General features: G+C 39.7%; 24 protein-coding genes and 1 other annotated feature. All 24 genes read left to right on the forward strand.

The window, feature by feature from the left end; translation table 11 throughout:
- Nucleotides 1-23 precede the first annotated feature (23 nt).
- The 24 genes from spoVE to pyrR all read left to right on the forward strand — a co-directional run bounded on the left by spoVE (nucleotide 24) and on the right by pyrR (nucleotide 21,493).
- Entirely contained in the window at nucleotides 24-1,124 is a 1,101-nt protein-coding gene (gene spoVE / locus FAY30_RS08720; protein WP_149869508.1) for a stage V sporulation protein E, read from the forward strand.
- A gap of 172 nt (nucleotides 1,125-1,296) precedes the next feature.
- Nucleotides 1,297-2,397 (forward strand): undecaprenyldiphospho-muramoylpentapeptide beta-N-acetylglucosaminyltransferase, encoded by a 1,101-nt coding sequence (murG, locus tag FAY30_RS08725; protein ID WP_149869509.1) that lies wholly within the window; start codon nucleotides 1,297-1,299, stop codon nucleotides 2,395-2,397.
- Between the two features lie 65 nt (nucleotides 2,398-2,462).
- On the forward strand, nucleotides 2,463-3,371 hold the full coding sequence (murB, locus tag FAY30_RS08730; protein WP_149869510.1) for a UDP-N-acetylmuramate dehydrogenase: 909 nt from the start codon (nucleotides 2,463-2,465) through the stop codon (nucleotides 3,369-3,371).
- Nucleotides 3,372-3,608: 237 nt separating this feature from the next.
- Nucleotides 3,609-4,406, forward strand: a complete 798-nt coding sequence (locus tag FAY30_RS08735) for a cell division protein FtsQ/DivIB (protein WP_149869511.1) — start codon at nucleotides 3,609-3,611, stop codon at nucleotides 4,404-4,406.
- Nucleotides 4,384-5,091: a DUF881 domain-containing protein gene (locus FAY30_RS08740; RefSeq protein ID WP_223820987.1), complete on the forward strand. Its 708-nt coding sequence runs from the start codon at nucleotides 4,384-4,386 to the stop codon at nucleotides 5,089-5,091. The genes FAY30_RS08735 and FAY30_RS08740 overlap by 23 nt, the downstream gene beginning before the upstream one ends.
- A gap of 13 nt (nucleotides 5,092-5,104) precedes the next feature.
- The gene (locus FAY30_RS08745; RefSeq protein WP_149872645.1) at nucleotides 5,105-5,836 is read left to right on the forward strand and encodes a DUF881 domain-containing protein; all 732 of its coding nucleotides are present in this window, start codon (nucleotides 5,105-5,107) and stop codon (nucleotides 5,834-5,836) included.
- The gene (locus FAY30_RS08750; RefSeq protein ID WP_149869512.1) at nucleotides 5,836-6,207 is read left to right on the forward strand and encodes a small basic family protein; all 372 of its coding nucleotides are present in this window, start codon (nucleotides 5,836-5,838) and stop codon (nucleotides 6,205-6,207) included. Before FAY30_RS08745 ends, FAY30_RS08750 begins: the two co-directional genes overlap by 1 nt.
- 111 nt (nucleotides 6,208-6,318) lie before the next feature.
- Nucleotides 6,319-7,614, forward strand: a complete 1,296-nt coding sequence (gene ftsA, locus FAY30_RS08755; RefSeq protein ID WP_149869513.1) for a cell division protein FtsA — start codon at nucleotides 6,319-6,321, stop codon at nucleotides 7,612-7,614.
- Between the two features lie 36 nt (nucleotides 7,615-7,650).
- The gene (ftsZ, locus tag FAY30_RS08760) at nucleotides 7,651-8,790 is read left to right on the forward strand and encodes a cell division protein FtsZ (RefSeq protein WP_149869514.1); all 1,140 of its coding nucleotides are present in this window, start codon (nucleotides 7,651-7,653) and stop codon (nucleotides 8,788-8,790) included.
- 191 nt (nucleotides 8,791-8,981) lie between these two features.
- Complete coding sequence (gene spoIIGA, locus FAY30_RS08765; RefSeq protein ID WP_149869515.1) at nucleotides 8,982-9,920, forward strand: sigma-E processing peptidase SpoIIGA; 939 nt, start codon at nucleotides 8,982-8,984, stop codon at nucleotides 9,918-9,920.
- A 45-nt stretch (nucleotides 9,921-9,965) separates the two neighbouring features.
- A complete protein-coding gene (sigE, locus tag FAY30_RS08770) occupies nucleotides 9,966-10,685 on the forward strand; it encodes an RNA polymerase sporulation sigma factor SigE (protein ID WP_149869516.1) in 720 nt (239 codons plus the stop codon).
- A gap of 161 nt (nucleotides 10,686-10,846) precedes the next feature.
- A complete protein-coding gene (gene sigG, locus FAY30_RS08775; protein ID WP_149869517.1) occupies nucleotides 10,847-11,626 on the forward strand; it encodes an RNA polymerase sporulation sigma factor SigG in 780 nt (259 codons plus the stop codon).
- A 98-nt stretch (nucleotides 11,627-11,724) separates the two neighbouring features.
- Entirely contained in the window at nucleotides 11,725-11,994 is a 270-nt protein-coding gene (locus FAY30_RS08780) for a YlmC/YmxH family sporulation protein (protein ID WP_149869518.1), read from the forward strand.
- 68 nt (nucleotides 11,995-12,062) lie between these two features.
- Nucleotides 12,063-12,893, forward strand: a complete 831-nt coding sequence (pgeF, locus tag FAY30_RS08785; RefSeq protein WP_149869519.1) for a peptidoglycan editing factor PgeF — start codon at nucleotides 12,063-12,065, stop codon at nucleotides 12,891-12,893.
- Nucleotides 12,890-13,567, forward strand: a complete 678-nt coding sequence (locus FAY30_RS08790; RefSeq protein ID WP_149869520.1) for a YggS family pyridoxal phosphate-dependent enzyme — start codon at nucleotides 12,890-12,892, stop codon at nucleotides 13,565-13,567. The genes pgeF and FAY30_RS08790 overlap by 4 nt, the downstream gene beginning before the upstream one ends.
- An 11-nt stretch (nucleotides 13,568-13,578) precedes the next feature.
- Entirely contained in the window at nucleotides 13,579-14,040 is a 462-nt protein-coding gene (locus FAY30_RS08795) for a cell division protein SepF (protein ID WP_149869521.1), read from the forward strand.
- A gap of 5 nt (nucleotides 14,041-14,045) precedes the next feature.
- The gene (locus FAY30_RS08800) at nucleotides 14,046-14,309 is read left to right on the forward strand and encodes a YggT family protein (RefSeq protein ID WP_149869522.1); all 264 of its coding nucleotides are present in this window, start codon (nucleotides 14,046-14,048) and stop codon (nucleotides 14,307-14,309) included.
- Nucleotides 14,310-14,339: 30 nt separating this feature from the next.
- Nucleotides 14,340-15,113: a YlmH family RNA-binding protein gene (locus tag FAY30_RS08805; RefSeq protein ID WP_149869523.1), complete on the forward strand. Its 774-nt coding sequence runs from the start codon at nucleotides 14,340-14,342 to the stop codon at nucleotides 15,111-15,113.
- An 86-nt stretch (nucleotides 15,114-15,199) separates the two neighbouring features.
- Nucleotides 15,200-15,715, forward strand: coding sequence for a DivIVA domain-containing protein (locus FAY30_RS08810; RefSeq protein WP_149872646.1), 516 nt, complete (start codon nucleotides 15,200-15,202; stop codon nucleotides 15,713-15,715).
- Between the two features lie 51 nt (nucleotides 15,716-15,766).
- Nucleotides 15,767-16,009, forward strand: a binding site (T-box leader).
- A gap of 81 nt (nucleotides 16,010-16,090) precedes the next feature.
- The gene (ileS, locus tag FAY30_RS08815) at nucleotides 16,091-18,862 is read left to right on the forward strand and encodes an isoleucine--tRNA ligase (protein WP_149869524.1); all 2,772 of its coding nucleotides are present in this window, start codon (nucleotides 16,091-16,093) and stop codon (nucleotides 18,860-18,862) included.
- Between the two features lie 163 nt (nucleotides 18,863-19,025).
- Complete coding sequence (locus tag FAY30_RS08820; RefSeq protein ID WP_149869525.1) at nucleotides 19,026-19,310, forward strand: hypothetical protein; 285 nt, start codon at nucleotides 19,026-19,028, stop codon at nucleotides 19,308-19,310.
- Between the two features lie 70 nt (nucleotides 19,311-19,380).
- On the forward strand, nucleotides 19,381-19,890 hold the full coding sequence (lspA, locus tag FAY30_RS08825) for a signal peptidase II (RefSeq protein ID WP_317845710.1): 510 nt from the start codon (nucleotides 19,381-19,383) through the stop codon (nucleotides 19,888-19,890).
- Nucleotides 19,862-20,773 (forward strand): RluA family pseudouridine synthase, encoded by a 912-nt coding sequence (locus FAY30_RS08830; RefSeq protein ID WP_149869527.1) that lies wholly within the window; start codon nucleotides 19,862-19,864, stop codon nucleotides 20,771-20,773. The genes lspA and FAY30_RS08830 overlap by 29 nt, the downstream gene beginning before the upstream one ends.
- A 177-nt stretch (nucleotides 20,774-20,950) precedes the next feature.
- Nucleotides 20,951-21,493 (forward strand): bifunctional pyr operon transcriptional regulator/uracil phosphoribosyltransferase PyrR, encoded by a 543-nt coding sequence (gene pyrR / locus FAY30_RS08835; RefSeq protein WP_149869528.1) that lies wholly within the window; start codon nucleotides 20,951-20,953, stop codon nucleotides 21,491-21,493.
- Nucleotides 21,494-21,637: the final 144 nt, after the last annotated feature.

Here is a 21,637-nt window from a genome sequence, read left to right on the forward strand (position 1 = left end):
ACTCGCGGTTGAGGTGTATAGTGGTGCCGACAAAGAGAACAACTCCTGATTTTATTTTAATGATTGTAACTTTTACGCTGCTGGCAATAGGGTTAATTATGGTTTATAGCGCAAGTGCGATTTGGGCTGAATATAAATTTCATGATTCCTTTTTCTTTGCCAAAAGGCAAACCCTATTCGCCGGGGTCGGAATCGCTGCCATGTTTTTTATTATGAACATCAATTACTGGACATGGAGAACGTGGGCTAAAACCATTTTAATTGTTTGTTTTGTCTTATTAGTCCTCGTGTTAATTCCCGGAATAGGGAATGTTCGCAATGGGTCAAGAAGTTGGATAGGTGTAGGGGCTTTTTCTATTCAGCCTTCAGAATTTATGAAGCTGGCGATGATTGCCTTTTTGGCAAAATATCTGTCTGAACGTCAAAAGCTGATTACTTCTTTTAAAAAAGGGCTGATCCCTTCTTTGGGACTTGCATTTTTAGCCTTTGCCATGATTATGCTCCAGCCGGATTTAGGAACTGGAACCGTCATGATGGGAACGTGCGTAGTGATGATCTTTATTGCCGGTGCACGGATTAGCCATTTTGCTTTCCTTGGCCTGATGGGTGTAGCAGGGTTTGTCGGCTTAATTGTTTCTGCTCCCTATCGAATCAAACGGATTACCTCGTTTTTAGATCCTTGGTCAGATCCTTTAGGTAGTGGATTTCAAATTATTCAATCGCTGTATGCCATTGGTCCGGGAGGGTTGTTCGGACTTGGTCTCGGTGAAAGCAGGCAAAAGTTTTTTTACTTGCCCGAACCGCAAACAGACTTTATTTTTGCGATACTTTCTGAGGAATTAGGATTTATTGGAGGTTCGTTTATCCTATTATTATTTGCGCTATTATTATGGCGCGGGATCCGGATTGCACTTGGTGCTCCTGATTTATACGGCAGCTTTCTTGCGGTAGGTATTATTGCCATGGTTGCGATTCAAGTTATGATTAATATCGGTGTTGTAACCGGACTTATGCCAGTAACGGGTATTACGCTGCCATTTCTAAGCTATGGGGGCTCCTCGTTAACCTTGATGTTAATGGCCATTGGTGTTCTCCTGAATATTAGCCGTTATGCAAGATATTAAACATGATGCCCTGTTTTTAATGCAGGGTTCTTTTTATTTGTCATGGTGAGTGTGTAATAATTGCCCTTACCGGATTAGTTTTCATTAAAATTAGGTAACATTCTTTTTTCATTCGCTTTTTTCATTCGTTTTTATAGTAAAATGTGTTTAGCAACTTTTCTGAGGTGAGAAAATGAAAATAGCAGTTAGCGGCGGAGGGACAGGCGGTCATATATATCCTGCGCTTGCACTAATAAGGGAAATTCAAAAAGAAAACAAAGATGCCGAATTTCTATACATAGGTACGAAGAATGGATTGGAAAGTAAAATAGTTCCGAGGGAGAAGATTCCCTTTAAATCCATTCATATTACTGGTTTTAAAAGAAAGCTCTCATTTGAAAATGTCAAAACGGTCTTTCGATTTTTAAAAGGTGTGAAAGACAGTAAAAGAATATTAAAGGAGTTTAAGCCGGACATTGTCATTGGAACAGGCGGGTATGTGTGCGGGCCAGTTGTTTATGCAGCCCATAAGCTCAAGGTCCCAACGATTATTCACGAACAGAATAGTGTCCCGGGCCTGACAAATAAGTTTTTAAGCCGGTATGTGAACAAAATTGCGATTTGTTTCGAAGAGGCAAGAGGATACTTTCCGAGTGAGAAGGTTGTTTTCACGGGGAATCCACGGGCTTCAGAGGTCATTGGCAACGATGGAATTAAAGGCCGTCTTTCAGCAGGGCTTAGTATAACCAAACCAGCCGTTCTCATTTTTGGCGGAAGCCGCGGGGCAAGACCTATCAACGAAGCGGTAGTTAAAGCCTTGTCAGAATTGGCGCAAAAGCCATATCAAGTCCTTTATATTACGGGTGATGTTCATTATGCGGATGTCAATAAGGAAGTGGAGCTTGTTGGCAGTCCCAATAATGTAATTATCAAACCATTTATTCACAATATGCCAGAGGTTCTCGCAGGGATTGATTTAGTCGTGTCTAGGGCGGGAGCAACGACACTGGCGGAAATTACTTCGCTTGGTATTCCGAGCATTCTCGTTCCAAGCCCGTATGTTACAAATAATCATCAAGAGAAAAATGCCAGGTCTTTAAGTGATCATGGCGCGGCAGAATTGCTTATGGAGAAGGATCTAAATAATAAAAGTCTTGTGAACAATATTGATCGAATTCTCTTAGATAAGGACAATTTAAATGAAATGAAAATAAAGGCTAAAAAACTGGGTGTTCCTGATTCAGCTTCCAGGCTTTATTCGGAAATGAAACAGCTTGTATTGAACAAATCATAGGTAGCCCAAATTAATTTTTAGCATAAACTGAATAAAACGCTTCTGGGAAAGTTAGGGTGGTAAATATGGACGCGATTTTAACGGAATTTCAAAATTTAAATATTGGGAAGGTATTAAAAAACGAACCTCTTCTACATCATACGACTATCAAAATTGGTGGACCTGCTGACCTTTTTATCGAGCCATCATCAGCGGAAAATCTAAAAAAGGCGATGGATGTAATAGAAAAACACAAGATAAAGTGGCGTGCGATTGGCAGGGGATCCAATTTATTAGTATCTGATAAAGGAATTGAGGGGGCAGTGATCAAGCTCGGTTCCGGGTTAAGCCATCTCAATATTAATGAAACAGAAATAACAGTCGGCGGCGGTCATTCACTTGTCAGTCTCTCTACATTAATCAGTAAAAAGGGACTGACCGGACTTGAATTTGCCAGTGGTATTCCCGGTTCAGTAGGTGGAGCTGTTTATATGAACGCAGGTGCACATGGCTCGGATATCAGTAAAATATTAACGAAAGCACATATTTTATTTGATGACGGAAAGATGGAATGGCTTACGAATGAAGAAATGGAATTCTCCTACAGAACATCTGTCCTGCAAAAAAAACGCTCTGGTATTGTGGTCGAGGCAGTCTTTCAGCTAGCCGCAGGAGATCGAGCAGCCATCGTTTCACAAATGCAAAAAAATAAAGATTATCGGAAAGAAACGCAACCGTGGAATTTTCCTTGTGCCGGCAGTATTTTTCGCAACCCGCTTCCAAATTATGCTGGAAATCTAATTGAAGTTGCCGGCTTAAAAGGCTTCAGTATTGGCGGGGCGAAGATTTCCGAAATGCATGGGAATTTCATTGTCAATGCCGGAAATGCTACTGCCGGTGATGTGCTCGCATTAATTCAGCATGTAAAGGATACCATTTACAGTTTATATGAAGTGAAAATGGAAACCGAAGTGGAAATAATCGGGAAAAAATAGGGTTGACCTGAGAGTTGAAAACGAAAATTTTCACCTTACTTTTCTTGTAAGATCCCTTACGAATGACAAATATTGTGTTATAATTACTGATAATATTATAGATGTACAAACAAATGGAACGAATGACGGCATGATTTTTCGTGCCGTTGTTTCTCTTTTTAGGTATTAATTCGAGTTTATTGGGCAAGTATTTGTTGATATTTTAGGGCAACTGCTTTTTATTTGGAGGAATAGTGAATGGAGAAAGGTAAAATCGTTGCTCTTGAGGACCGAATTCCAAAACTTAAGGAGCAAAGACGGCGAAAAGCCAACAGGCGGCTTGTACTTCTTCTTATTTTGTTTTTTTCGATGATTGTCGTGATTGCCTACTCTCAATCACCCCTAAGTCATGTTAAGCACATCACCGTTATAGGGAACGATGTGTATACGGATGCTGAATTAATTAAAATAAGCGGTATAACGACGGATACGAATATATGGAATGTAAAAAAAAGTGATATTTCATCAAAGCTGCAGGATTTATCCGAAATCAAACAGGCAAAGCTTCAGGTTAAATGGCCGAACACAATTGAAATTCAAGTAAAAGAACATAAAAGGGTGGCTTATCTTAAGCAAGATACAGATTACTTGCCCGTCATGGAAAACGGTAAAATTTTAAATGATAGAAATACGGAAATAATTCCAATTAATTCTCCGATTCTTTTCAAATTCAAAGAAGGCAAAGTCCTTGACCAAATGATAAAAGAGTTAGAAATTCTTCCAAGTGAAATTTTAAACTCCATTTCTGAAATTCATTATTCTCCGAAAAAAACTGATCGATATCATATTTCCTTATTTATGAATGATGGCTTTGAGGTAAGTGCCACACTTAGAAGTTTTTCGGAAAAAATGGTCCATTACCCTTCAATTATAAGCCAGCTCGATCCTCATAAAAAGGGAATTATTGATTTAGAAGTAGGCTCGTATTTTAAAGCTTTTGAACCTGAAGTGGAGGAAAAAGAAGTTGAAGAGGATAAAAGTGAAGGTGAGAGGTAAACATTTTATCTTGTCACTTGTATGCCTTGTTTTAGGGTTTATGATTGCCTTCTCTTATCATCTGACGCAAAAGGAAAATCAAACCGAAAACCGGGACATGTCAGGCAAACAGTACGAAAAGACTCTTGCACTTAGAAATCAATTAATTGCTCAGGAGGAGACTAATCGCAAACTGCAAAAGGAATTAAATCAAAAGCAGGAGAAGGTTTTGAAGAATGAAAAAGACCTTGCAAAGGAAGCGCAGGTATTCCTTAATCTGGCCGAAGACACTGAGAAATATCGGATGTTCCTTGGGAAGATGAAGGTCAAAGGAAAAGGTGTGAAAATTACCCTTTCTGATGGTGCATATGACCCAAAGGAAGTTAATGTTAATAATTATCTTGTCCATGAACACCATGTTTTTAAAGTGGTGAATGAACTATATATTTCCGGTGCCGCAGCAGTGGCGATTAATGGACAAAGGCTGACAAGTCATTCATATATTGTTTGTAACGGCCCAGTCATTACGGTTGACGGGGTGGAGTACCCTGCACCTTTTGTCATAACTGCAATTGGTGAACCAGATGTGTTATCATCAGCGCTAAACCTCTCGGGAGGAGTAAAGGATCAACTAGTTAATGATAATCTTGTTTTCACACTGGAAAAACTAAATGAAATTGTCCTAAACCCAATATTGGGCAGTTAAGTAGGTGAAAAAAGTGGACAAGCCGAAAATAAACATAAGTTTTACTTTGATTGCAACAGTTGTCGGCTTCATGATTGCGATCCAATTCCAAACCGTGAAAAAACCTGCTGAACGTGACACACGTGATGTTTGGCAGCTTCGCGAGGCATTGTTAAAAGAAAAAGAACTCCAGTCACATTTACTAAGTGAAATTCGTTCGAATGAAGAGAAACTATCAGCTTATGAATCTAAACGAAAACAGAGTAAGGAACAAGTGTTAAAGGACACATTAGATGAATTAAAAATAGAAGCAGGGCTTACCGAGGTAACTGGTCCCGGCATAATATTGCAAATAGAACCTGTGATTGAGGATGTTCAACTGGGAAGTCCCGTTGCGAAGGATATATCACCCGAGCTATTAAAAAGACTGCTAAACGAAATAAATATGTATGATGCTAAATACGTAGCAATTGACGGTCAAAGGATTATAAATACGACGGTTATCAGGGATATTAATGGTGATACAAAAATTGATGGGCACACAATCAGGGGTTTACCTATCGAGATTAAAGTAGGTGTGAGTGAAATGAATGCGGCTGAAAAATTATCAAATCGGATGAAAGTCTCGAAAGCAAGGGATGAGTTTTTTACTGAAAGCTTGAGGCTAAACATTTCAGCACCGAGCCCATCTATTAAAATTCCAGCCTATGATAATTCTATTCGTATAAAATACATGGAGCCGATTAAGGAAGGGGGCAGTTCTTAATGTGGCTTCCAATTATGGGACTTGTGATTGGAGTTATACTCGGGTTATTAACAGAAATCCGAATTCCTGAAGAATACTCCAATTATTTGTCGATTGCGATTTTGGCAGCTTTCGACACGCTTTTTGGCGGAATCAGGGCATACATGCAAAATATTTATGATGAAAAGGTGTTTGTTTCAGGATTCTTTTTTAATATAATTCTTGCTGCAAGTTTAGCTTTTCTCGGTGTTCATCTTGGTGTAGACTTGTATTTAGCAGCAGTTTTTGCGTTTGGTGTCAGGTTATTTCAAAATATTGCTGTCATTAGACGAATCTTATTGACAAAATGGTCAACTAACAAAGAAAAAATAGAAAAAAATGATATTTTTTAAAGGGAAATATGTAGTTGTGACGAATAATTTTATTAGATATTGCTATGAAACTAGTATTGAACAAATTCAGTTGTTGTTCGACCTAAGGAGATTAAAAGGAGGTGCCAAAGAATGAACAGCAATGAAATATATGTTAGTCTTGACATCGGTACATCCAGTGTGAAAGTAATCATTGGTGAAATGGTCAATGACTCGGGTAAAGACTCGTTAAATATAATTGGTGTTGGCAATGTGAAATCTGAAGGCTTACGAAAAGGGTCGATTGTCGATATGGACGATACCGTTCATTCTATTAAGCGGGCGATTGAGCAGGCGGAAAGAATGATAGGGATGGATATCCGGGAAGTTGTCGTTGGTATTTCGGGGAACAACATCATGCTTCAACAATGTCACGGAATTGTTGCTGTCTCGAGTCAAAACCGTGAAATTACGAATGAAGATGTCATTCGTGTCATTGAGGCATCTCATGTGGGATCTATCCCGCCAGAAAGAGAAAATATTGGTGTCATTCGAAAACAATTTATCTTAGATGGCAAAGATGAAATCAATGATCCACGAGGGATGATTGGTGTCCGTTTAGAAATGGATGGTACGTTAATTACCGGCTCTAAATCAACAATCATTAACACGCTTCGCTGTGTAGAGCGTGCTGGCCTTGAAATTTTAGATATAATCCTGCAGCCATTGGCAGCAGGGGATTTCGCATTATCAAAGGATGAAAAGAATCTTGGCGTTGCCCTAATTGACATTGGCGGCGGCTCCACTACAATTGCCGTGTTTGAAGAAGGATTTTTAAAGGCAACTAGTGTGATTCCGGTTGGCGGTGATCTTCTCACGAATGATCTTTCCAAAGTCTTGCATACTTCTACCGAGGATGCAGAAAAGATAAAGGTTAAATATGGACATGCCTTTTATGATAATGCTTCAGAAGATGAGTTCTTCAGTGTACCAATCATCGGAAGCGATCAGCACCAACAATTTAACCAGCTCTATGTATCTGAAATAATTGAAGCAAGAATGGAAGAAGTTTTTGAATTAATCGCACATGAACTAAAGCGTTTAGGTGTAAATGATTTACCGGGCGGATTTGTATTAACAGGTGGAACTGCAAAAATGCAAGGTGTGCTGGAACTTGCCCAGGATATGTTTCAAAATCCAGTCCGCATCGCATCGCCTGACTATATTGGTGTAAGAGAACCTCAATATACAACAGCGGTTGGCTTGATTAAATATGCTTACAAGAATGGCAGATTACCAGGAGGAACTATTGGCAATACCTCAGCGGTTTCAGAGCCAGTCGAAAAACGAGTGCCAAAACAACATCAACCTAAAGCAAAAGTAGAAAAACATCCGGAAGAAAAGATGTCATCAAAAGTAAAAAAATTCCTTGGTTACTTTTTCGAATAAACGGAAAAGAAAATCGACGAATTAGGAGGATTTGTCATGTTAGAATTTGATACAAATTTAGATTCTCTTGCAACAATAAAAGTTATCGGAGTAGGCGGCGGCGGTAATAACGCGGTAAACCGAATGATTGAACATGGTGTTCAAGGAGTTGAATTTATCGCAGTTAATACTGATGCACAAGCGCTCAATCTATCAAAAGCAGAAGTAAAAATGCAGATCGGTGCCAAATTAACTCGTGGACTTGGGGCCGGGGCTAATCCAGAAGTGGGAAAAAAAGCTGCTGAAGAGAGTAAGGAGCAAATTGAAGAAGCACTGCGTGGTGCTGATATGGTATTTGTAACAGCAGGAATGGGCGGCGGAACAGGTACTGGCGCCGCGCCGGTAATTGCTCAAATTGCCCGGGATTTGGGTGCCTTAACAGTTGGTGTAGTGACTCGTCCGTTCACCTTCGAAGGTAAAAAGCGTTCAAATCAAGCTTCTGGCGGAATCGGTTCGATGAAAGAAGCAGTTGATACACTTATTGTCATCCCAAATGATCGATTGCTGGAAATTGTTGATAAAAGCACCCCGATGCTTGAGGCATTCCGTGAGGCAGATAATGTCCTTCGTCAAGGTGTACAGGGTATTTCTGATTTAATTGCGACACCTGGGTTAATTAACTTAGATTTCGCCGATGTAAAGACGATTATGTCTAATAAAGGTTCTGCGTTAATGGGGATCGGGGTGGCAGCAGGTGAAAACCGTGCGACAGAAGCTGCTAAAAAGGCGATTAATTCTCCACTGTTAGAGACATCAATTGATGGGGCACAGGGTGTATTAATGAACATTACCGGTGGAGCCAACTTGAGTCTTTATGAGGTCCAAGAGGCCGCAGATATTGTTGCTACAGCGACTGACCAAGAAGTAAATATGATTTTTGGTTCTGTGATCAATGAAACATTGAAGGATGAAATTATCGTAACTGTTATTGCAACAGGCTTTAATGAGGAGGTTGTTCAACCAAAGGTATCACGCCCATCTTTCGGACAGGCCAAACCGTCAGTCGGCACCGTAAAGAGGGAGCACAAGCGTGAAGAGCCTCAGGCACCGCAGGAACCAGTTCGTAACACCAATGCTTCCCAAGAAGATGCGCTGGACATACCGACCTTCTTGCGTAATCGAAATCGCAGACGTTAATAGAGTAAATAAAGAAATGCATGGTCCGAAAGCGGCCATGCATTTTTTTATATTCTAATCTGACAAAATCCGTATAGAATAGTGAAAATTTCTGTTTTTTTGATTACAGAAAGTGACACACTTCAGCCCCCCAACTAGGTTATACTTTTTCCTAAACAGATTAATAGTACTTTCCAAAAGGAGGCAGCTGTTTGACTGTTTATTTAGATGTAATCTGGGCTCTTAATTTCTTATTTGATAGCCTTCTCCTGTATTTAACAGCTATTTTTCTAAAAAGAAGGATTAGGTTATGGAGATTATTTGCCGGGGGATTTATTGGCTCATTGATAATTTTATTATCGTTTACACCATTAAATGTCTATTCAAGCCATCCAATAGCAAAACTTTTTTGTTCCATCGTGATGGTTTTAATAACCTTTGGATATAAGCGATTAGCTTTTTTTCTGAAAGCATTAATGACGCTGTATGTTTCTACTTTTTTAATCGGCGGGGCATTAATGGGCGCCCATTATTTTATCCAATACGATCCAGAGTTGACGGCAAAGGTTTTGATGTCCAGTGTAAAAGGTTTTGGTGATCCAATTAGCTGGCTCTTTGTCCTAATTGGCTTTCCTGTTGCTTGGCATTTTGCAAGGAAAAATGTTGAAGGCATGGAGATGACAAAAATTCAATTTGAACAAATCGTCACCGTAAGGCTGAATATTGACACGGAAAGCCTGGTTTTTAAGGGTTTGGTAGATAGTGGAAATCAATTATATGACCCATTGTCTAAGCTGCCGGTCATGTTTGTCTCTATTAAAAATCAATTGGATGCCATCCCCGAATCTATCAGAAAGCTTGCTGAAGGTCCAGATCCACTTATAATGGGAAGTCAAGATCTCCCAGCTGAATGGCAAAATCGAATGAGAATTGTACCTTTTCGTGTGGTTGGTAAAGACCATCAGCTCATTGTTGCCATAAAACCGGATCTTATTATAATCGAACAGGGCGGTGTTCAATACTTATGCGATAAGGGACTTGTATCCTTTACACTGCAGCAGCTTTCGGCTGATGATGCTTTCGAATGCATTGTTCATCCGAAAATGCTGACCGGGCCAAAACAGCAAGGAGGGTCTGTGAAGGTAAGTTAATAATACTATACTCATAAAAAAGATCTTTTAGAAGGAGGAACATACATGAAAAAATGGAGACTTCGCTTATCCTATTATTGGTATAAGTTATTAATAAAATTGGGCATTAAAACGGATGAAGTTTATTATATTGGCGGAAGCGAAGCCCTGCCGCCTCCTTTAAGTAAAGACGAGGAAGAGATGCTATTAAAAAAGCTGCCTGTTGGCGATAAGGCTGCCAGATCCATCCTCATTGAACGAAATCTCCGTCTTGTTGTTTATATTGCCAGAAAGTTTGAAAATACAGGGATAAATATTGAAGATCTAATCAGTATCGGGACGATTGGATTAATCAAAGCAGTTAATACGTTTAACCCCGAAAAGAAAATAAAACTTGCTACATATGCGTCAAGATGTATTGAAAATGAGATTCTCATGTACTTACGACGTAATAATAAGATTCGATCGGAGGTATCCTTTGATGAACCGTTAAACATTGATTGGGATGGGAATGAGCTGTTATTATCCGATGTATTGGGTACGGATGATGATATTATCACAAAGGACCTCGAAGCAAATGTAGATAGGAAATTGTTGACAAAAGCGTTGCACCAGTTAACCGACCGGGAAAAGCAGATCATGGAGCTTAGATTTGGTTTGACAAATGGAGAAGAGAAAACTCAAAAAGACGTGGCTGATATGCTTGGGATTTCTCAGTCCTACATTTCACGATTGGAAAAGAGGATCATAAAAAGATTACGAAAGGAATTTAACAAAATGGTCTAAAAAAGAAATTTTTTTCCACCAAAAAATCCTTTGCTATTCGTGATTAAATGGCATTTTTCGACAAATATGCACCTGTCCCTTCCAGAGGACAGGTGCATATTTTTCCTTCTCAAGGAGATACTGTTTTTTGTACAGCAACTCCTGTGAGGAGGGAAAAGGATTTGACTCGAAATAAAGTTGAAATTTGCGGTGTGGACACATCAAAACTTCCTGTTTTAAAGAACGAAGAAATGAGAATACTCTTCAAGCAAATGCAAGAGGGCGATATAACTGCCCGTGAAAAGCTCGTCAACGGGAATTTACGCCTCGTTTTAAGTGTTATTCAGCGGTTTAACAACCGGGGTGAGTTTGTTGATGATCTGTTTCAGGTCGGCTGTATTGGACTTATGAAATCAATTGATAACTTCGATTTAGGTCAAAATGTAAAGTTTTCCACTTATGCCGTACCAATGATTATTGGAGAAATTCGAAGGTACTTACGTGATAATAATCCAATTCGTGTATCTCGTTCGTTAAGGGATATCGCCTACAAGGCCCTTCAGGTTAGGGAACGATTAATGAGCGAGACTTCGCGAGAACCTACTGCTGAAGAAATTGCAAAAGTCTTAGAAGTACCCCATGAAGAAATCGTATTTGCTCTTGATGCAATACAAGATCCAGTATCTTTATTTGAGCCAATTTATAATGATGGCGGTGATCCGATTTATGTGATGGATCAATTAAGCGATGAAAAAAATAAGGATATTCATTGGATTGAGGAAATTGCCCTTAAAGAAGGAATGCGGAGACTGAACGAACGTGAAAAATTAATTTTACGGAAGCGCTTTTTCCAAGGGAAAACTCAAATGGAAGTGGCTGACGAAATTGGTATCTCCCAAGCCCAGGTTTCTCGGCTTGAGAAAGCAGCCATCAGACAAATGAATAAAAACATTCAAAGCTAAAGCTGTCCACATCGGACAGCTTTATTTTTGGTTATCTAAGATAAATTTACAACTGCCAACATATAGTTATTATAGTATTGTAATTGGGAGTGGTGCAGGTGGTTAAAATTTCAGAATTCCAAATTAAAGATGTCGTGAATGTATCAGACGGTAAAAGACTTGGAAATATTGGGGATATTGAAATAAACTTAACGACAGGGAAAATTGAAGCAGTCGTTATCTCCGGCAGCGGCAGGGTCCTTGGTTTTTTTGGAAAAGATGAAGATATTGTCATTCCTTGGAAAAATATCATTAAAATTGGCCAGGATGTTATTTTGGTAAGATATAAAGGCAGTATGGAACGAATACCCGAAGAAACAGAAGTGTAACATGATGAATTGCGGTGACCAAATTTTCTTTTCATGGTAAACTATAGAAAAACATAAGAGGTATTGAAATGGAACCCTTTGTTTTAACGAATCAGTCCTATTTAACAATTGAAATCTGGAGCAGACAATTTCCGGAATTAATCGCCGGTTTTACAACTAAAAGCGGTGGGGCAAGTAAAGGAGACTTTGAATCCCTTAATCTTGGCTTTCATGTTGGCGATGATTGTGCAAATGTTTGCTTAAATAGAGAAAACGTAGCTGGATTGCTTAAGTTCCCTCTTCAACAATGGGTTGGGGCAGAACAAACTCATGATATTGTTTTGCAGAAAATAACAAAAGCAGATCGTGGAAAAGGGTCCAATTCCTATGAACATTCCTTTAAAGGTACGGATGGTTTTTATACGAATGAAGAGGGCATCCTTTTAACACTTTGCTTTGCCGATTGTGTCCCTCTTTTTTTTATTGCTCCCGAACAAAAGATGATTGGTACGGCACACGCCGGCTGGAAGGGGACAGTTGGGAAAATCGCAAAGGAAATGATAGTAGCATGGGGCAGGGAAGGAATTTCACCTGATCAAATTTTAGTCGCGATTGGACCATCAATTTGTGAAAAGTGTTATATTGTGAATGAACATGTAATTAACTTAGTAGATAAATCACTAGAAGAAGGCGGAGTATTGCCATATAATTTAGTAAAAGAAGGGCAATATTCTTTAGATTTACGTGAGTTAAACAGGCAAATTCTTCTTGCATCGGGTGTACCGGATCAGAATATCCTCAATTCCGGATGGTGCTCTAGCTGCCATAATGAGGAGTTTTTTTCCCACCGCCGCGATAAGGGTAAAACTGGAAGAATGCTGAGCTTTATTGGCTGGAAGGAGACTGCGAAACGTTTATGAGAGTAATTGAAAAACTGAAACAAATTAATCAACAAATAAATGAGGCATGTCAAAGCTCACATCGGAATACCGATGAAGTGAAATTGATTGCCGTTACAAAATACGTTAGCACGGAAAGAGCTGTAGAGGCACTAGATGCCGGAATTCGCCATCTCGGAGAAAACCGTGATGACGGGCTGCTTAAAAAGTGGGAAGTATTGAAGGACAAGCCATCTTGGCATTATATCGGCTCATTGCAAACACGAAAGGTGAAAAATATTATTGATAAGGTTGAATATATTCATTCTTTAGATCGCCTTTCACTTGCAGAGGAAATCAATAAACGGGCCAAACATAAAGTGAAATGTCTTGTACAGGTCAATGTGTCTGGTGAAGAATCGAAGCACGGCATATCACATGAAGAGGCCATTTCTTTTATTGAATCGCTTATACCCTTTAAAAATATCAGTGTGGAGGGTTTAATGACAATGGCCCCTCTCACAGATGATGTCCAGCTAATCCGAGACTGCTTTCGAAAACTAAAGGAACTTCGCGATCAAGTTCAAGCCTTACACTTACCATTTGCACCCTGCACGGAGCTCTCTATGGGGATGTCTAATGATTTTACAATAGCGATTGAAGAAGGAGCAACAATGGTTAGGATTGGTACAGCGCTTGTCGGTGAAGATGGTTAGGAGAGGAAAAAATGACGATTAAATCAAAATTAAAAACATTTTTCTTTTTAGATGATGAATATGATGATAATAATGAAGGTTATACAGAGACAGTAGAACCGGTAAAACCAAAACAACCGCCTGTAAAAAGTCAAAATGTTGTCAGTTTACAAAGCGTACAAAAGTCTTCAAGTTCTTCTAGCGGATCGAAGTCATCAAAGGTTATCTTAGTGGAGCCGCGAGACTACTCAGAGTCAACGGAAATTGCCGATCATTTAAAAAATCGCCGGGCGGTTGTCGTCAATCTGCAGCGGATTGATCATGAGCAAGGCCGGCAAATTATCGACTTTTTAAGCGGAGCCGTCTATGCTATTGGAGGAGACATTCAAAAAATCGGTTTAAGTATATTTTTATGTACTCCAGATAATGTTGAAGTGTCCGGTAATATCTCAGATTTAATCATTGACCCTGATAATCAAAATACAAGGTGGTAATGTAAATGGCTTTTGTGTTTAGTCTATTGCAGCAGGTAATCGAGATTTATTCGTGGGCGTTAATTATTTATATTTTAATGTCGTGGTTTCCAAATGCCAGGGAGTCTGCTATTGGTCAATTTTTGGGACGAATATGTGAACCGTATTTAGAGCCATTTAGAAAAATCATTCCACCGATTGGCATGATGGATCTTTCACCAATTGTCGCTTTTTTGGTGCTAAACTTCGCAGGCATGGGGCTGCATAGAGTATATCTTTGGCTCGCATAAGAATTTTTCAATAGGTTGTGTTATTCAAACATGAACATTTATCAGCATTTCCGTCCAGAAGAACGGGACTATATTGACAAGGTATTACAATGGAAAAATAATGTTGAAACACAGTATACCCCCAAGCTAACGGATTTTCTTGACCCTAGGGAGCAGCATATCCTTAAACTGTTAATTGGCGAAAATGGTGATGTAAACTGCAAACTTTTTGGCGGCAGCCAAGATAACGAACGAAAAAGGGGATTGATCTTTCCTGATTATCTGACTGCTAATGAGGAAGATTTTCAAATTAGTCTATTTGAAATCCAGTATCCTGCAAAATTTGTCACAATTGAGCATCGGCAAGTATTAGGGACGCTCATGTCCTTAGGGCTAAAGCGCGGGAAATTTGGTGATATTCTCGTGAAGGAAGGTCAAATCCAATTTTTCGCGGCCATGGAAGTCAGTGAATATATAAAAAGCAATGTCGAATCTATTGGCAGGGCAGGGGTAAAGTTGATTGAAGCGGATATTGCAAAAGCTCTTGCTGTAAAAGAACGCTGGGAAGAAATGGAGCTAACGGTATCTTCCATGCGTCTCGATACTGTTATTTCAGGTATATATCATGTATCACGGCAAAAATCGCAATTAATGATTCAGCAGGGGCTTATTAAAGTAAACTGGACAATAATTGAAAATCCCTCTTTTTTGTGTGACGATCAGGATATGATTTCCGTCAGAGGGTATGGAAGGGCAAAAATTATCCGTATCGATGGTAAAACGAAAAAAGAAAAATGGCGGATTAGTGTCGGAAAGCAAAAATAATTCATAGATAAGCAGGATATTCGAAAAACTTGTCGAATATTTGCTAATACATAATAGAAGTTCAGATTTGTATGGAGGTGGCATCAATGCCGTTAACGCCGTTAGATATTCATAATAAAGAATTCAATAAAGGTTTTCGCGGGTACGATGAAGATGAAGTAAATGAATTTCTTGATCAAGTCATCAAGGATTATGAATTAGTGCTTAGGGAAAAAAAGGAAATGGAAGAGCGTTTAAAAGATATGAATGAGCGACTTGGACATTTTGTAAATATTGAAGAAACACTCAACAAATCCATTATCATTGCTCAAGAAGCTGGTGAAGATGTTAAACGTAATGCCCAAAAGGAAGCAAAGTTGATTATCAAGGAAGCTGAAAAAAATGCGGATCGAATTGTCAATGATTCTCTGTCAAAAGCAAGAAAAATCGCGCTCGAAATTGAGGATTTAAAGAAACAATCAAAAGTGTTCCGTACACGTTTTAAAATGCTAATCGAGGCACAGCTTGATATGTTAAATACAGATGATTGGGATCATTTATTAGAATATGAAGTGGATGCAACAGAATTAAAAATCCACCAAGAAGAAGATTCATTAGCTTGACGAATTACATTTTTTTAGCATATAATTTTTAAACATAGTGAAATAGAATGGAAATTGACGATGAAAGGGACAGTACAATTTTTCTAATGCTTTTTGATAGCGAACCGGGGAAGGTGAAAGCCCGGTAAAGCTGAAAAATTGGAAGATCACCCTCGAGTTCCAGACCGAAACCCAAGAGAGGGCTGTAGGCTCAGGCGTGTTATTCACGTTACGAATGGAAAAGCGGATAGCCCAAGTGTAAACCGGCTATCTATCAGGGTGGTACCGCGGGAGTCAAACCTTCTCGTCCCTTTTTGGGATGAGAGGGTTTTTTTATTTGTCAAATGGCTATTCTGATATGTATGAAGATGAAGAGGATTACAGGAGGAATTAGAAATGGAATATAAAGATACGTTGTTAATGCCGCAGACTGAATTTCCAATGCGTGGCAATCTTCCACAAAGAGAACCTGATATTCAGGCAAAATGGGAAGAAATGAATATTTATAAAAAGGTACAAGAACGGACTGCGGGACGGCCAATGTTTGTCCTGCATGATGGTCCTCCATACGCCAATGGGGACATTCATATGGGTCACGCCCTTAATAAAATTTTAAAGGACATGATTGTCCGCTATAAATCAATGAGTGGCTTCCATGCCCCATATGTTCCCGGCTGGGATACACACGGACTGCCAATTGAACAGGCATTAACGAATAAAGGTGTGAAACGCAAAGAAATGACAGTTGCGGAATTCCGCGAGCTTTGCACAAAATATGCACTTGAACAGATTGATAATCAGCGCACCCAATTTAAGCGCCTTGGTGTTCGCGGTGACTGGGAAAATCCATACATTACGTTGAAGCCCGAATATGAGGCACAGCAAATTAAAGTATTCGGTGAAATGGCGAAAAAGGGCTATATTTATAAAGGCCTTAAGCCGGTTTATTGGTCTCCATCAAGTGAATCAGCATTAGCAGAGGCAGAAATAGAATATCAAGATAAACGGTCACCATCGATCTATGTTGGCTTTAAAGTGAAAGATGGCAAGGGTGTCCTTGATACCGATACGCAAATTGTCATCTGGACAACAACTCCATGGACCATCCCGGCAAACCTTGGCATATCTGTTCATCCTGACTTAACATATGTAGTAACAGTGGTGAACGGCAATAAGTATTTAGTGGCAGAAGCATTACTTGAAGCAGTTACCAATGAAATTGGCTGGGAAGCTCCGGAAGTTGTCCAAAAGGTTAAAGGTTCGGAATTAGAAAATATCGTAGCAGTTCATCCATTATATGACCGTGATTCTCTAGTCATGTTAGGTGAACACGTTACTACAGACGCTGGAACTGGATGCGTTCATACTGCACCTGGTCACGGGGAAGATGATTTCTATGTTGGTCAAAAATATGGCTTAGACGTTCTTTGCCCGGTAGATGATAAGGGTGTAATGACAAGCGAAGCACCTGGGTTTGAAGGATTATTTTACGATACAGCTAACAAGCCGATTGCTCAGGCTTTAGAAGAAGCTGGTGCCCTATTAAATCTTTCATTTATTACTCACTCCTATCCGCACGATTGGAGAACAAAGAAACCGGTGATCTACCGTGCAACGGCCCAATGGTTTGCATCCATTAAAGACTTCCGTGATGAATTGCTTGAAGCAGTTAAGGAAACAAAGTGGGTACCTGCATGGGGGGAAACAAGACTATTTAATATGGTTCGCGATCGCGGCGATTGGTGTATTTCCCGTCAGCGGGTATGGGGTGTACCGATTCCTGTTTTCTATGCAGAAAATGGGGAAGAAATTATTACCGATGAGACCATCAATCATGTATCTGACCTCTTCCGTGAACATGGTTCAAATGTTTGGTTTGAACGTGAAACGAAGGAATTGCTTCCAGAAGGTTTTACACATCCGGGAAGTCCAAATGGTACATTTACCAAAGAAACAGATATCATGGATGTTTGGTTTGACTCAGGCTCATCGCATCAGGCAGTTCTGCTAGAAAGAGAAGATTTAGTCCGCCCTGCAGACCTGTATCTTGAAGGTTCAGACCAATATCGCGGCTGGTTTAACTCTTCCTTGTCAACAGCGGTAGCTGTGACAGGCAAAGCACCGTACAAAGGTGTTTTAAGTCACGGCTTTGCACTTGATGGCGAAGGACGAAAAATGAGTAAATCACTTGGTAATGTTGTTGTACCGGCAAAAGTAATGAATCAATTAGGTGCAGATATTTTACGCCTTTGGGTTGCATCCGTTGATTATCAGTCAGATGTACGTGTTTCTGATGCTATCTTGAAACAAGTGGCCGAGGTATACCGCAAAATCCGTAATACTTTCCGATTCTTGCTTGGCAACTTAGCGGATTTTGATCCTGCTGTTAATAGGCTTGCGTATGAAGACTTGCGCGAAGTGGATCAATTTATGCTTGTTAAGTTAAATAAACTGATTAAGAATGTCCGCAATTCCTATGAAAATTATGAGTTTGCCAACATCTATCATGTAGTTAATAATTTCTGTACCCTTGATTTAAGTGCTTTCTATCTTGATTTTGCAAAGGATGTTCTATATATTGAGGCAGCAAATCACCACGATCGCCGGGCCATTCAAACCGTGTTATACGAGTCATTGCTTGCTTTAACTAAATTAGTATCGCCAATTCTTTCTCATACAGCAGATGAAGTGTGGAAATTCATCCCGAATGTTCAAGAGGAAAGTGTGCAATTGACGGATCTTCCAGAGTATCAGGATCTTCCAGGTTCACAAGGCTTAGAAGAAAAATGGACGGCATTCATGAAACTGCGTGATGATGTATTAAAAGCACTTGAAGAAGCCCGTAATCACAAAGTAATTGGAAAATCGTTAACAGCAAAGGTTACTCTTTATGTGAATGAAAAATCAAAGACTCTGTTAGATTCCATTGAAGAAAATCTGAATCAGCTATTCATCGTTTCAGGATTTGAAGTGGCAGGAGTGTATGAAGATGCTCCTGAAAATGCGCTTAAATTAGAATCAGCAGCAATTGTCGTCACCAAAGCTGAAGGTGAAACATGTGAACGCTGCTGGATTGTGACCCCGGAAGTAGGTCAAGATCCAGAGCATAAAACACTTTGCCCTCGCTGTGCGGAAGTTGTCAAAGAAAACTATACCCATTTGGCGTAGCAGAATGCCCCGAGTAAAATACTCGGGGTTTTTTGAATCCAGCTCTTTTTGTATTTATTATCCTTTACCGTTAATTGTTGTTGTTGATGTCAAAAGTTTTCCCGTGTCACAAAGTCGATGCCGGAGATAATAAGACAAATAACTAATAACGGAGGTAACAACTATGAATGCCATGCAGGAAAAGCTGTTTTTGGAACTCCGTCAAACGAAAGAAGAGATTGAGAATTCATTAAAATCGAAACAAAAGGAAGATTGGCTCACATGCCTTTTAGAAGAGGAGCTTGCAGATATTAATGCAGCTATGGAGAAGTTTGCCTGTGGGAATTTTGGACAGTGTGAAATTTCTGGAGAATTTTTACCTGAGGAATTATTACGATCCATTCCTACCCTAAAATCCTTACGTGATTCAGAATACTTAGAAATGTACTACAAAAAACCGATTTACTAGGCAATTTTTAGAATGTTGCATTGTCGTTTCGCGAAAAAGTATGCTAAAATGCTAAGAGTAACTTTAGGTGATGCGGAGGTATTTCTTAGTGTATTATTACTTAATCGCTATTTTTGTTATTTTATTGGATCAGATTACAAAATGGTTAATTGTAAAGAACATGAATTTAGGGGAAAGTATACCCATCATTGATAATGTTTTATATATTACTTCTCACCGCAATCGTGGAGCTGCATGGGGAATTCTTCAAGGCCAGATGTGGCTCTTTTATGTTATTACCGTTGTGGTAATTATTGGAATCATGTATTATTTGCACAAAGCAGCGAAGGGCAAATGGTTACTAGGAGTATCATTAGCTTTCATGCTGGGAGGCGCGATCGGTAATTTTATTGACCGAGTCCTTCGTAAAGAAGTGGTTGACTTTATTCATACGTATATTTTCAGCTATAATTTTCCGGTCTTTAACATTGCAGATTCTGCACTTGTGATCGGTGTAATTTTACTAATGATTCAAATGCTGCGTGATGAGAGAGAGACAAAGGAGAAAACGTATGGAGAAAATGGAACACACCATTCTTGAGGAGCAAAAAGGAGATCGAATCGATAAGGTTATTTCCGGACTCAACGAGGAATGGTCCCGGACGCAGGTCCAGCAATGGATTAAAGAAGGGAATATCCTGGTAAACGGGCAAACCGTCAAAACCAATTATAAATGCAGTTTGAATGATGTAATTGAAATTTCCATTCCGGATCCTGAAGAGCTGGATGTAATCGCGGAAGAACTTGACTTAGCTATTTATTATGAAGATCAAGATGTCCTTGTCGTTAATAAACCGCGGGGAATGGTCGTTCACCCAGCTCCGGGGCATATGACAGGAACTCTCGTAAATGGCTTAATGGCACATTGTAAGGATTTATCGGGTATTAATGGTGTACTGCGTCCAGGTATCGTCCACCGGATTGATAAGGACACATCAGGACTATTGATGGTTGCTAAAAATGATAGGGCCCACGAAAGCCTTGTGAATCAATTAGTAGCAAAAACAGTTACCCGGAAATATAAAGCGATTGTGCACGGGGTCATTCCACATGACTTTGGAACAATTGATGCCCCGCTTGGCCGCGATACTAAGGACAGGCAGAGCATGGCGGTGGTTGATAATGGAAAACACGCTGTTACCCATTTTCATGTAATTGAACGGTTTAAAGACTTTACTCTTGTGGAGTGCCAATTAGAAACAGGCAGAACCCATCAAATCCGTGTTCATATGAAATATATCGGCTACCCGCTCGCCGGCGATCCAAAGTATGGACCGAAAAAGACATTGGATATTAATGGACAGGCATTGCATGCAGGTGTACTTGGCTTCACCCACCCGCGGACAACCGAATATATGGAATTTGAAGCACCGCTTCCCGATGAATTCGAACGGCTGCTCGATTATCTGCGAATTAATCGTTGACATGAGCCTAATTTTAAAGTAAGCTAACTATAGTTTAATAAGCCTTTAATTCGGTCCCGTGAGGCTGAGAAGGAAACGGTTATAAGATATAGGACTAACTATATCTGATGAATTTTAACTTGTCTGCCTCTCGCCCATTCGGTGAGAGGTTTTTATTTTAAAAAAAGAAGGTGTACTATGAACCAAAAAGCACTTGTCCTTGATGATCAGGCAATCGGGAGGGCGTTAACCAGGATTGCCCATCAAATTATTGAGAAAAATAAAGGTATTGATGATTGCATACTCGTGGGAATTCGTACAAGAGGCATTTATATCGCCGAACGTCTTGCCGCAAAAATTGCTGACATTGAGGGGAAATCCATTCCGGTTGGTGAAATAGATATTACCCTTTATCGTGATGATTTATCGAAGAAAACGGATAACCAGGAGCCTCTCGTAAAAGGTTCTGATATACCAGTTGAGATAAATGATAAAAAAGTCATTCTTGTTGACGACGTTTTATATACAGGAAGAACTGTAAGAGCAGGACTTGATGCATTAATGGATATCGGTCGTCCATCAGCGATCCAGCTTGCTGTTTTAGTAGACCGCGGTCATCGCGAACTGCCGATCAGAGCAGACTACGTGGGAAAAAACATTCCGACATCTAGTGAAGAGAAAATTGTGGTCGAGTTAGCTGAGGTTGATCAACTTGATCAAGTAAGTATCTTTGATAAATAAATAGCATCCCTTTTAAATGCAGTCCCGTGAGGCTGACAAAGGGGAAAGAGCCGTAAGTGTTTTTAAGCGCGGCAATTTCTTACCCTCTTTGTCCCTGTACGGACAAAGAGGGTTTTTTTATGAAAAAGAGAGAAAGATAAAAAA

Origin of the sequence: Bacillus sp. S3, from assembly GCF_005154805.1 — a bacterium.
Taxonomy (GTDB): Bacteria; Bacillota; Bacilli; order Bacillales; family Cytobacillaceae; genus Neobacillus.